Annotated in this window: 8 protein-coding genes; 6 read left to right on the top strand and 2 right to left on the bottom strand. The window is 41.5% G+C overall.

Annotated features, from left to right (window positions below; genetic code table 11):
* The first annotated feature begins 56 nt into the window (after window positions 1–56).
* From gltB to VKY50_RS03365, 4 genes are all read left to right on the top strand, one after another.
* Window positions 57–4,577 carry a glutamate synthase large subunit gene (gene gltB / locus VKY50_RS03350; RefSeq protein ID WP_324298844.1) on the top strand — a complete coding sequence of 1,507 codons (4,521 nt, stop codon included), beginning with the start codon at window positions 57–59 and terminating at the stop codon, window positions 4,575–4,577.
* A 1-nt stretch (window position 4,578) separates the two neighbouring features.
* On the top strand, window positions 4,579–6,039 hold the full coding sequence (locus tag VKY50_RS03355) for a glutamate synthase subunit beta (RefSeq protein ID WP_324298846.1): 1,461 nt from the start codon (window positions 4,579–4,581) through the stop codon (window positions 6,037–6,039).
* A 133-nt stretch (window positions 6,040–6,172) separates the two neighbouring features.
* A complete protein-coding gene (locus VKY50_RS03360; RefSeq protein WP_324298848.1) occupies window positions 6,173–7,432 on the top strand; it encodes a DUF819 family protein in 1,260 nt (419 codons plus the stop codon).
* A 55-nt stretch (window positions 7,433–7,487) separates the two neighbouring features.
* A complete protein-coding gene (locus tag VKY50_RS03365) occupies window positions 7,488–8,219 on the top strand; it encodes a DUF4369 domain-containing protein (protein ID WP_324298851.1) in 732 nt (243 codons plus the stop codon).
* Window positions 8,220–8,341: 122 nt separating this feature from the next.
* Here the strand turns inward: VKY50_RS03365 and VKY50_RS03370 are convergent, their stop codons facing one another.
* On the bottom strand, window positions 8,342–8,971 hold the full coding sequence (locus tag VKY50_RS03370) for a nitroreductase family protein (RefSeq protein WP_324298853.1): 630 nt from the start codon (window positions 8,969–8,971) through the stop codon (window positions 8,342–8,344).
* Between the two features lie 106 nt (window positions 8,972–9,077).
* Here VKY50_RS03370 and VKY50_RS03375 point away from each other — a divergent pair, with 106 nt between their 5' ends.
* Complete coding sequence (locus VKY50_RS03375; RefSeq protein WP_324298855.1) at window positions 9,078–9,446, top strand: winged helix-turn-helix transcriptional regulator; 369 nt, start codon at window positions 9,078–9,080, stop codon at window positions 9,444–9,446.
* Between the two features lie 113 nt (window positions 9,447–9,559).
* Here VKY50_RS03375 and VKY50_RS03380 read toward each other — a convergent pair whose 3' ends face one another.
* Window positions 9,560–11,023, bottom strand: coding sequence for an aminoacyl-histidine dipeptidase (locus VKY50_RS03380; RefSeq protein WP_324298857.1), 1,464 nt, complete (start codon window positions 11,021–11,023; stop codon window positions 9,560–9,562).
* A 199-nt stretch (window positions 11,024–11,222) separates the two neighbouring features.
* Between VKY50_RS03380 and VKY50_RS03385 the strand changes: the two genes are divergently transcribed.
* Window positions 11,223–12,291 (top strand): DUF3810 domain-containing protein (locus tag VKY50_RS03385; RefSeq protein WP_324298859.1); only part of this gene is annotated, 1,069 nt, incomplete at its 3' end.

Genomic DNA, 12,291 nt, shown 5'->3' on the forward strand with positions numbered 1-12,291 from the left:
AAAACATTAATAATTCCTTAAATTTCTTGGTATTTTTGTGGAAATCACTCGACTATATGAAGCCAATAAAACAAGGACTGTACTCTCCAGAGTACGAACATGACAATTGCGGTGCAGGTTTTATCTGTAACCTAAACGGAGTAAGAACCAATGATATCATCCATAAAGCGCTCGATATCCTGATACGTCTTGAACACAGAGGAGCGGTGAGTGCTGATGGTAAGACTGGTGATGGAGCTGGTATATTGATCGACATTCCTCACGACTACTTCAAACAAGTTTGTGATTTTGAAATCCCTCAAAGTAAAGCGTATGCTGTGGGAATGCTTTTTCTACCAAAGTCAGTCAATCAATCGAAGCTTTGCATGAATATTTTTGAACAAAATGTAGAACGGCAAGGCTTAAAGATTATAGGATGGAGAGATGTTCCGGTGGATAAAAGTTGTATAGGAACTATTGCCGCGCAAACAGAACCGACTATCAAGCAGGTGTTTATCGGAAAAAACAATCAAGAGCTCTCAGAGCAAGCTTTCAATTCAAAACTATTTGCTGCAAGAAAAATCGCAGAGCACGCCATTTTAGATTCCAATTTAGCAGAGGCTGAATATTTCTATTTTGCAAGCCTTTCTACCAACACCATTATATACAAAGGACTATTGATGCCACAGGACATCAGTCGTTACTACATTGATTTGGAACAACCCGAAGTGGTTACCAAGCTCGCTTTGGTTCACCAACGTTTCTCCACCAACACCTTCCCTACCTGGGATTTAGCCCAACCATTTCGCTATATGTGCCACAATGGAGAGATCAACACTTTAAAAGGAAATCTAAGTCGAATGAAGGCCCGAGAAGAACTCTTTAAAACAGCACTCTTCGGGAAGACTATAAAAGAGATCCCTCCAATAGTCCTAGAAGGGAAATCAGATTCCGCTTCCATGGACATGGTTTTAGAGCTGTTATTGCAAACCGGCCGCTCTCTTCCTGAGGCCATGATGATGATGGTACCCGAGGCCTGGGAAAAACATCTGTCGATGAGTGATGAGAAAAAGGCTTTTTACGAGTACAATGCTTGTATTATGGAACCATGGGACGGGCCAGCTTCCATTCCTTTTACCGACGGAAATTATATTGGCGCCTTATTAGATAGAAATGGGCTGAGACCCTCACGCTATACTGTTACCAAGGATGGTTTTGTGATCATGTCTTCTGAGACTGGAGTCATTGATATCGATCCTGCGAATGTAGCGCTACACGGAAGATTAGAACCTGGCCGTATGTTCCTTGTGGACATGAACCAAGGACGAATTATCCAAGATCACGAGGTGAAGAAAAGTATTGTTTCCAAAAGACCTTATAGAGCGTGGTTAGATGAGAATCTATTACACTTATCTGATATTAATTATACAGGAAATAAAACCCCTGTTGAAAAAGAAGATTTTGTAACCCGCCAAAAAGCATTTGGTTATACAGAAGAAGACATAAAAACATTGATTGTTCCTATGGCAACCCTTGGAAAAGAAGCCATTGGTTCCATGGGTACCGACACGCCATTAGCTGTTTTATCTGACAAACCACAACTGTTATTTAATTATTTTAAGCAACTATTTGCTCAGGTGACCAATCCACCCCTAGATGGGATACGAGAAGAAATTGTAACCGATATCAGTCTATGCATTGGAGGCGATAAAAACATCTTTGATATTATACCCGAGCAATGCAAAAAACTAAAGATTCAAAACCCGGTCATCTCCAACGAAGACCTCGATAAAATAAAATACATCGATCATCCAGATTTTAAAGCCACTTCCATCTCAATGCTCTATGACATTGACAAAGGGCTCAATGGCCTTGAGGCGCGCCTGGATGCGATGGTGGATGAAATTGAAGAAGCCATCAAAGGGGGCAGCAACATCATTATACTCTCGGATCGAAATATCTCCAAAGAACAGGCGCCCATCCCTTCAGCATTGGCTTGTTCCTTTGTTCATCATGAATTAGGGCGCAGAGCAAAGCGATCCTCTATCGGTATTATCATAGAATCCGCGGAACCTAGAGAGCCGCATCATTTTGCATTGCTATTCGGATATGGCGCCAGTGCGATCAATCCGTATATGGTAAATGAGGTTATCGACAAACTTGTCAATGAAGGAGAAATTACCACCACCTTCGAAGAGGCCGTAGTAAACTACAATAAAGCCATCGGAAAAGGGATTGTGAAGATTATGAATAAGATCGGAATTTCTACCCTTCACTCTTATCGCGGAGCACAGATATTCGAAGCCCTTGGTTTGAACAAAAAATTCGTCGATAAATATTTCACCAACACCCCTACACGTATCGAAGGAATTGGGATCTATGAAATTGAAAAAGAAATACAGAACAAACATCGCAAAGCATACACCCAAGACAGTAATTACGCAAAACTCGATTTAGAAATCGGTGGCGATTACCGCTGGAGAAGGAACGGCGAACGCCATATGTTCAACCCCACTACGGTTGCAAAATTACAACAAGCTGTACGAAGCAATAAGTTCTCGAGTTATAAGCAATACGCTGAGATGATTAATGAACAGAGTGAGCGACTTATGACCCTTAGAGGAATGTTTAAATTCAAAAATTTAAACCCAATTCCAATCGAAGAAGTCGAGCCATGGACGGAAATTGTCAAGCGGTTTAAAACAGGGGCTATGTCCTTTGGTTCTATTAGCAAGGAGGCCCACGAAAATTTGGCCATTGCGATGAACCGCATCGGTGGTAGAAGCAATTCAGGAGAAGGGGGTGAAAATCCAGATCGTTTCCATAAAGACCTCAATGGAAATTGGAGAAACAGCGCCATTAAGCAAGTTGCCTCAGGACGCTTCGGAGTTTCCATAAATTACCTATCGAGCGCCAAGGAAATACAAATTAAAATGGCCCAAGGTGCTAAACCTGGAGAAGGAGGACAATTACCAGGACCAAAGGTCAATCCAGCTATTGCCAAGACCAGAAATTCCACTCCATATGTGGGTCTTATTTCCCCACCACCCCATCATGACATCTACTCCATTGAAGATTTAGCACAACTTATCTTTGATCTTAAAAACGCCAATAGAGAAGCTAGGATAAATGTCAAACTAGTATCTGAGGTTGGTGTAGGAACCATTGCTGCTGGTGTAGCAAAAGCAAAAGCAGATGTGGTGCTAATCTCTGGATTTGATGGAGGAACAGGAGCCTCTCCACTAACCTCCCTTCGACATGCAGGTCTTCCTTGGGAATTAGGTATTGCCGAGGCGCAACAAACCCTTATACTCAACGACCTTAGAAATCGCATCGTGGTGGAATGTGACGGACAATTAAAAACAGGAAGGGATGTAGCTGTAGCGTGCCTATTAGGAGCAGAAGAGTTTGGATTCGCTACCGCTCCACTTGTAGCCTCTGGTTGCGTAATGATGCGAGCCTGCCATTTAAACACCTGCCCTGTTGGTATTGCAACACAGGACCCAGAATTACGTAAAAACTTCAAAGGAAGTCCAGAGCACGTGATTAATTTCATGTATTTCGTGGCCGAAGAATTACGACAAATCATGGCAGATCTTGGATTTAGAAGTATTCAGCAGATGGTAGGTCAAAGTCAAAAATTAGACATGAATACCGCCATTGAGCATTATAAAGCACAAGGCATTGATTTATCAAAAATCCTATATAAGCCAAGAGTTTCAGAGGATGTTAAACTCTACAACACCGAAAAACAAGATCATCATTTAGAAGACGCCCTGGATTTTGAAATTCTAAGACAAGCACACCCTGCCGTCTACCGTAAAGAGAAAATGAGTTTGGATTTTCCCATTACCAATACGAACCGTACCACGGGTGCGATCTTAAGTAATGAGATCTCCAAAATTCATGGAGAAAATGGACTGCCAGAGGACACACTTCACTTAAATTTTAAAGGAGCGGCCGGACAAAGTTTTGGTGCATTTGCTACCAAAGGATTGACCATGACAGTTAGTGGAAACACCAATGATTATTTCGGTAAGGGGCTCTCGGGCGCCAAGTTAATTGTCAAAGCGCCTCAGGAGGCAACCTTTAAACCAGAGGAGAATGTAATTATCGGAAATGTAGCCCTGTACGGTGCTATCAACGGACAGGCTTATATAAACGGAATCGCAGGAGAACGTTTCTTAGTTAGAAACTCAGGTGCCAAGGCTGTTGTTGAAGGCATTGGTGATCACGGATGTGAATACATGACAGGAGGAGTTGCTGTAATTCTAGGAAAGATAGGACGAAATTTTGCCGCTGGAATGAGTGGAGGAATTGCCTACATCTACAATCCAGACAACACCATAGATACCAACGATATCAATATGGAAATGGTTGCTTTTGAATCCCTGAGTGTCCAAGATTTAGAAGAATTAAAAAGCCTTATCACCAATCATTTAGAATACACCCAGAGTCCGCTAGCGGCGCACATATTAAGTGATTGGATAGCAAATAGTAAAAATTTCATAAAAGTGATGCCAACCGAATACAAAAAGGCCTTAGAATTAATCGCCAAACAAAACACGGAAGTTGAACAAGAATTAACAATAGCATAAGATGGGAAAACTAAGAGGATTTTTAGAATACGAACGAGAACAAGAAGCTACACTTGCTGTTGATAAGCGCCTGAAGGATTATAAAGAATTCACTAAAGAATTAGATCCGAAGGTCTTGAGCAACCAAGGGGCACGTTGTATGGATTGTGGAATCCCATTTTGCCACAGTGGTTGCCCGCTAGGCAATTTAATTCCTGATTTCAACGATGCAGTTTATAAAAACAACTGGCAAAAAGCCCTTCACATACTACACTCCACCAACAATTTCCCAGAGTTCACAGGACGTTTATGTCCTGCACCCTGTGAGTCGGCTTGTGTATTAGGGATTATTCAACCTCCAGTATCGATAGAACTCATTGAAAAATACATTGTTGAACGTGGTTTTAAGGAAGGATGGATTAAGGCAAACCCACCAAAAAAACGCAGTGGAAAAACCGTGGCAATTATTGGTTCAGGACCATCTGGATTGGCAGCAGCCCAACAATTAAATCGCGCTGGCCATATGGTAACAGTGTTTGAAAGAGATAAAAAAGTAGGAGGTCTTTTGCGTTACGGTATTCCTGATTTCAAGTTAGAAAAAAGTGTCATTGACCGAAGGATCAACATTCTAGAACAAGAAGGAATCACATTTAAAACGGGCGTTCATGTCGGTGTAAATTACAAAGTTGAAGACCTCCATGATTTTGACGCTGTGGTACTTTGTGCAGGTGCTACTAAAAGAAGAGGGCTTCCTATCCCAGGAGCTGATGCCAAAGGAGTCGTTCAAGCGATGGAGTTCTTAAAAAGAAACAACCAAGTGGTCGATGGTCTGGCAGAAAGTACCCCTGAATTAAATGCAAAAGGAAAAGATGTTATTGTCATAGGGGGTGGTGATACCGGTTCTGACTGTGTAGGAACATCGAATCGTCATGGCGCTAAATCGGTGACTAATTTTGAAATCATGCCGATACCGCCACAATTTAGAAGCGATGAGAACCCTTGGCCATTTTGGCCCTTTACACTGAAAACAAGCTCTTCGCATGAGGAAGGTGTGGATAGGAAATGGAGCATTTTAACCAAAGAATTTGTAAAAGATCCTCAAGGCCATCTGAAGGCTGTTAAAACGGTGGAAGTTAAATGGGTTAAAATTCCAGGAGAGCGACCTCAACTTCAAGAAGTAGCAGGCTCTGAAAAACAATGGCCTTGCGATTTGGCTTTACTAGCCTTAGGATTTACCGGTCCAGAGGAAACCCTTAGCGAACAGTTAGGGCTGCATATCGATCAACGAAGTAACATCCAGGCAAGCAATAACTATCAAACCAACATCCCACACATATTTGCAGCTGGAGATATGCGAAGAGGACAATCGCTGATTGTTTGGGCCATTTCTGAAGGAAGAGAAGCTGCCTATCATGTAGACCAATACTTAATGGGGACCTCCTCCTTACCAACCAAAGAAAAAGGGGATTTACCAGCGGCGTAAACCAATAAAGGTACTATTTGTTTTGGTGACCATTAGCTGGCTTGACATTATGTTGAGTCGGCTATTTTTTTTTTAAACCTTCACAACCCTTGATTATTCCAAGGGTTTTTGTATTTTCCCAAAAATTTATTCTATGCAAGATTCTCCCGTTTTCTCGGATGACACTATAGCCCTGGGCATCATAATGTTATGCCTTGGTTTTGTTTTCTATACCAGTGCGAGCTCCAACTCATTTTGGAAGAATTTCTACAAAATCATCCCTGGCGTATTAATGTGTTACCTACTCCCATCGCTATTTAATTCCTTTGGAATTATCTCTGACCAGACATCGAATCTGTATTATGTCGCCAGTAGATATCTCCTTCCAGCAGCACTTGTACTAATGACCCTTAGCATCGATTTAAAAGCGGTGTTTAATCTCGGGCCAAAGGCGCTTATAATGTTCTTCACTGGAACCCTAGGAATTATCATAGGAGGCCCCCTGGCCATTCTACTAATCTCTTCGGTATCTCCAGCGACAGTAGGAGGCGTTGGTCCAGATGAAGTTTGGCGAGGTCTGGCTACCTTGGCCGGTAGTTGGATTGGAGGCGGAGCCAATCAAGCAGCTATGTTGGAGATTTTTAAATACAACCCTGAAAAATACGGCGGGATGGTGCTTGTAGATATTGTGGTGGCGAATCTGTGGATGGCTGTACTTCTATTAGGAGCGGGGAAAAGTGATAAGATTGACCGTTGGTTGAAAGCCGATAACAGCGCTATAACCGTATTAAAAGAAAAAGTAACCAAGTTTTCAGAAAGTATTTCGCGGCAACCAACCCTGGCTGATTATATGGTCATTTTAGCACTGGCATTCGTACCAGTGGGAATCTCCCATTGGGGTGCAGACAACATATCGCAGTACCTGACCAATAATTTCGAAACCATTAGCGATAAATCGAGTGCCCTATCCTCCTTTGGCTCACAATTCTTTTGGATGATTACCATTGCCACTGCCATAGGAATAGGATTGTCATTTACAAAATTCAGAAACTACGAGGGTGCAGGAGCCAGTAAATTTGGATCAATTTGTATTTATGTCCTAGTAGCCACCATTGGAATGAAAATGGACATTTTTAGAATATTTGATAATCCAGGATTGCTTGCAATCGGATTGGTTTGGATGAGCATTCATGCGCTTTTACTAATTGGAATTGCAAAACTCATCAGGGCACCTTATTTCTTTTTAGCCGTCGGAAGTCAAGCCAATGTAGGGGGCGCAGCATCAGCTCCTGTGGTAGCTGCCGAATTTCACCCTTCACTAGCTACAGTCGGAGTTTTACTATCGGTTTTTGGATATGCAGTGGGCACTTATGGCGCCATATTATGTGCTTATTTAATGCAAATGGCATCCTAAAACTAGTATCTTAATCAAGAATTATGCATATTTGCGCTTTGTAAAATAACATACAATGAATAAACTCATCACCCTACTATTGACCGCCTTCATCTTGGCATCTTGCGCTAAAGAAACTGGTAATGTAACCATTAAAGGAAACGTGGAAGGCCTTCGAAAAGGAACAATATATTTACAAAAAGTTGAAGATAGCACTCTTGTGAGCATCGATTCGGTTATCATTCAGGGAAAGCCTAACTTTGAATTCATAACAGAGATTGAAAGCCCAGAAGTCCTCACCCTTTATTTAGACAAAAATGATGGGAACAACCTCAATGATCGACTCGATATTTTTGCAGAACCTGGGGTGATAAGCGTTCAGACCACCAGAGATTTCTTTGCTCCTGAGGCTAAAGTGGAAGGATCAGCGAGCCATACCAAATGGATGGAGTACAAGAAAATACGATCAAAATTTGGCAGCGAAAACCTAGATCTGATCAAGGAGATTCTACAAGCAAGTAAAGATGGGAACATTCCCCTGGCAGATTCATTGCAAGCCCGCTCGGACCAAAACGCTAAAAGAAGCTATCTTTATACCATTAATTTTGTGCTCAACAATACGGACTCCTACGTGGCGCCCTATATTACTTTGGTGGACGCTTATAATGTCAATATAAAATACCTGGATTCCATTTCAAATACGCTCTCTAACGAGGTTGCAGCATCTAAGTACGGTAGATTGTTAAAGCAATATATCAAAGACATCAAAGAAGAGGTCGCTAGTTCCCAAACCGATCGTATTGATTAAAAAAATAAGATGTAGACCAAACCGGCACATTTTTTTTTGTTTCGCACTGGCCCGGTACTACATCTTACGCTCCAATTACATTAAAAAAACAACACCAGGTGAACACGATGGATAGTTCGGCCTTAGCTGATTCTTGTCACCATCTCTTCGGTGGGTATTCTAACCTTTGGCGCGTCAGCTAAGAAATCGTTTTCCTGATCGCGATATCCCAGGGAGAGAATCACTACACTGTGTAAATCTTTCGCTGTAAGACCTAGTAACTCATCAAACAACACGGGATCAAAACCCTCCATTGGAGTGGCATCTACTTTACAATTGGCAGCAGCTATTAAAGCCGTTCCAAGGGCAATATAGGTTTGCTTTTCTGCCCAGTGTTTGTTTTGTTGATCTGTTCTACTTCGGAAATAGGAATCCAATGAAGTGAATAATCCCTCTAATGAAGCGGTGCTAACCCCTTGCTTCTGAGCAGTTAGTTCAACCAAATTTTCTATATGCTGGGTCGTTACCTTGTTGTATGCGGCAAAGACTAAAAGGTGTGAGGATTGCGCGATTTGCTTGTTAAAGGAGTTGGCTCCAAGTTTCTCTTTTAAGGCAGTATTGTCAACTGCAAATACGCGGTATGGCTGTAAACCACAGGAGGATGCAGAAAGATTAATAGCCTCGGTAATAAAGTTCAGTTTTTCTTCACTTACCTTCTTATTGGAGTAGCTTTTTGTGGCGTACCTCCAATTTAAATCTTGTATTAAATCCATAATTATAATATTTAGAGCGACAAAGTTATCTTTCATCAGTGACATTTAGTAACTTTACGACAAAAAGTAATGGTGACATTTAGGTAACCACCAACAACAACCAAACATGGACAACATAGCCAAAACACTTCAAGGAGATCACAAATCGTGCAGAAATAATATCAGAGCGATTCATGACGCCCTGGATGTGATCGGTGGGAAATGGAAGATTTCAATTATAGCCTGTCTGACCTTTAATGCGATGCGCTATTCAGAATTATTAAAGGAAGTAGAAGGGATTTCTGGAAAAATGCTCAGCAGGGAGCTGAAGGAGCTTGAAGCAAATCAGCTCATTACCAGAGAAGTACTCAGCACGCATCCCATCATGGTGCGTTATGCGCTCACCCCGTATGGCAAATCTTTGCAGCCCCTCACGCTAACTATTGCCCAATGGGGGATAAATCACCGAAAAAGGATCATCAGTGGATTTAAATAATATAGTGGTAACATAAAATATCCGTCATCATGCAGCGAAGCCATCGGTACTCTACAGTTACGCACAACAACGGATACTACCCTTTTTTTTTTATAGCCTTCCTGGCTTACGGCTTACGCCTTCACTGGGATATTGCTAAGGATCTCTTTTAAAAATCGCCAAAACTTCTTTACCGATTCAATTTCCACGCGCTCATCTGGGGAATGCGCCCCTTTTATAGTAGGACCAAAACTTATCATATCCATCTCAGGATAGTTTTGCCCTAGAATACCACACTCTAAACCAGCATGACATGCGACCACCTTAGGGGTATGATTAAATAACGCTTCGTACTTGGCAGTGAGTACCTTTAAAATAGGACTATCCATATTGGGATTCCACCCTGGATAAAAACCTTTTAATACTACAGAACACCCACATAGTTCAAAACAAGACCGCAGTGCATTGGCCAAATCTATTTTAGAAGACTCCACGGAGGACCTTGTTAAACACATAACTTTCAGCTTCCCATCTTTGATTTTAACCCTGGCAATATTATTGGAGGTTTGTACCACATCCTCCATCGTTGGGCTCATGGCGTAAACACCATTATGCGCAGCGTAAAGCGCCCTTGTAATTCCTTCCTGCACACCGAGTTCCATTACCGAAGAAGGAATGTCGGTTACCTCCGCACTGATGAAAAGATTCGGCTCCATCACTTTATATTCCTTCTTTATAGAAGAGGCCAACTGATTAAACTCCAAAGCAAATGCATCATGATGAATTTCATCCACCACTATAACTGCCTGGCTCTCTCGGGGAATGGCGTTTCTAAGCCCTCCTCCATCAATACTTGCAATTCGCAATCCAAAGTTTTCAAAACCTTCAAACAACAGGCGATTCATGATTTTATTGGCATTCCCAAAACCGCGATGAATATCCATTCCACTGTGACCGCCATGAAGCCCCTTTACATTGATTTGGTATGCTTTCACTCCAGAGGGCGTTTCTTCCTCCTTGTAAGCGCGGCTTGCCGTCAAATCTACACCACCAGCGCATCCTATATCTATTTCATCATCCTCCTCTGTATCCAAATTCAATAGGATTTCTCCCTTTAGAATTCCACCTTTGAGACCTTGAGCCCCTGTCATACCAGTTTCTTCATCAATGGTAAAAAGTGCTTCAATTGCAGGATGAGCTAATTGATCACTCTGTAAAATAGCCATGATGGCCGCTACCCCTATTCCATTATCTGCCCCTAATGTGGTTCCGTTGGCCTTTACCCACCCATCTGCAATGATCATTTCAATGCCCTGGGTAGAAAAATCAAACTTTGTATCACGGTTCTTCTGATGAACCATATCCAAATGAGACTGTAAGACCACTGTCTTACGGTTTTCCATACCCGGTGTTGCAGGTTTACGAATAATGACATTACCTACCTCATCTTTGATGGTATCCAATCCTAATCCTTGTCCAAATGCCATCATAAATGCAATAACTTGTTCCTCCTTTTTGGAGGCTCTAGGTACAGCATTTAAATCTGCGAAGTTATTCCAAAGCGAAGTTGGTTCTAATGCTCTAATCTCTGAATTCATTGTTTATAAATTTAGATTTTGGCAAAAGTACCAATGTTAAATTAAAAATCCACATTTTAAACAGAGCTTTCCCTAGCCATTACAAGAGAGAAGCCAAAAAACCACGGTTTATTTTGTCGAAATCGCAAAGAATCTTCCACTGGTGGAATTCTTTCATTTAAACTTTTGACAACCACGCAGATTGTCTAATTTTGAGTTTATGGCAAAACATTTAAGAACCCTGATTGCGCTTTCCATTGTTCCACAAATAGTTTTGGTTAAGATCATAGGATCCTTTCCAGGCCTTGTAGAGACGTATTACAGTACTGGCCTATACCCTATTATTTCCAAAACTGCCCGCTACGTATTTGGATGGATACCATTTTCTGTAGGCGATATCATATACTCCATTGCTGCGGTGTTTTTAATACGGTTTTTGATCAAAGAGTTACCCCAACTTTTTAAAAAACCGATGGTACTACTCCGAGAGTGTTTGGTAGTAATCTCCGTACTATATGCGCTGTTTCATATGCTATGGGGCTTTAACTATTACCGGCTGCCCTTACATGAAAAACTCCATCTTTCCGAGCTTTACACCCAAGAAGAATTATACCATTACACCAACTATCTCATCCAACAAAGTAACGCGATTCACAAACAGTTAAGCGCGGATTCCACCGCTATGATCAAAATCCCATACTCCAAAGAGGAGATCTATAAGAAAAGTTTAGAAGGCTATCAGAAATTATCCCAGCAGTATCCAGATTTAAAGTTACAGGCGCAAAGCATAAAGACCTCGCTATACTCCACTGGACTAACTTATATGGGATATGGTGGCTATTTAAACCCCTTTACCAACGAAGCGCAGGTCAATGGCTTACAAATAAATTACCGATACCCCATTGTGAGCTGCCATGAACAAGCCCATCAAATTGGGTATTCTGCAGAGAACGAAGCGAACTTTATTGGATTTTTAGCAGCCACTCATAATACTGATAAATACTTTCAGTATTCCGGGTACTTGTACGTATTGCGCTATGCGCTAGCAGCTGTAAAAAGAAAAAGTCCCGAACAATTTGAAGTACTTAAAAAGCAACTCTACCCTGGCATTATCAAAAACTATATCCAGGTCGATACCTTCTGGAAAAAGCACAAGACAAAAGCAGAACCATATTTCAAAAAAACGTTTAACTCATTTTTAAAAGCCAACAACCAAAAAAAAGGGATCAAGTCCTATAGCTATGTGGTCGCTCTGCTTGTGAATTACCACAAAGCACAGCATAAAAAAA

The organism is Galbibacter sp., assembly GCF_035306585.1.
Taxonomy (GTDB): domain Bacteria; phylum Bacteroidota; class Bacteroidia; order Flavobacteriales; family Flavobacteriaceae; genus Galbibacter.

Coding starts and splice junctions, on each gene's coding strand:
- VKY50_RS03375 (WP_324298855.1), top strand. CDS start 9,078: ATGGACAACATAGCCAAAACACTTCAAGGAGATCACAAATCGTGCAGA.
- VKY50_RS03380 (WP_324298857.1), bottom strand. CDS start 11,023: ATGAATTCAGAGATTAGAGCATTAGAACCAACTTCGCTTTGGAATAAC.
- VKY50_RS03365 (WP_324298851.1), top strand. CDS start 7,488: ATGAATAAACTCATCACCCTACTATTGACCGCCTTCATCTTGGCATCT.
- VKY50_RS03360 (WP_324298848.1), top strand. CDS start 6,173: ATGCAAGATTCTCCCGTTTTCTCGGATGACACTATAGCCCTGGGCATC.
- VKY50_RS03370 (WP_324298853.1), bottom strand. CDS start 8,971: ATGGATTTAATACAAGATTTAAATTGGAGGTACGCCACAAAAAGCTAC.
- gltB (WP_324298844.1), top strand. CDS start 57: ATGAAGCCAATAAAACAAGGACTGTACTCTCCAGAGTACGAACATGAC.
- VKY50_RS03355 (WP_324298846.1), top strand. CDS start 4,579: ATGGGAAAACTAAGAGGATTTTTAGAATACGAACGAGAACAAGAAGCT.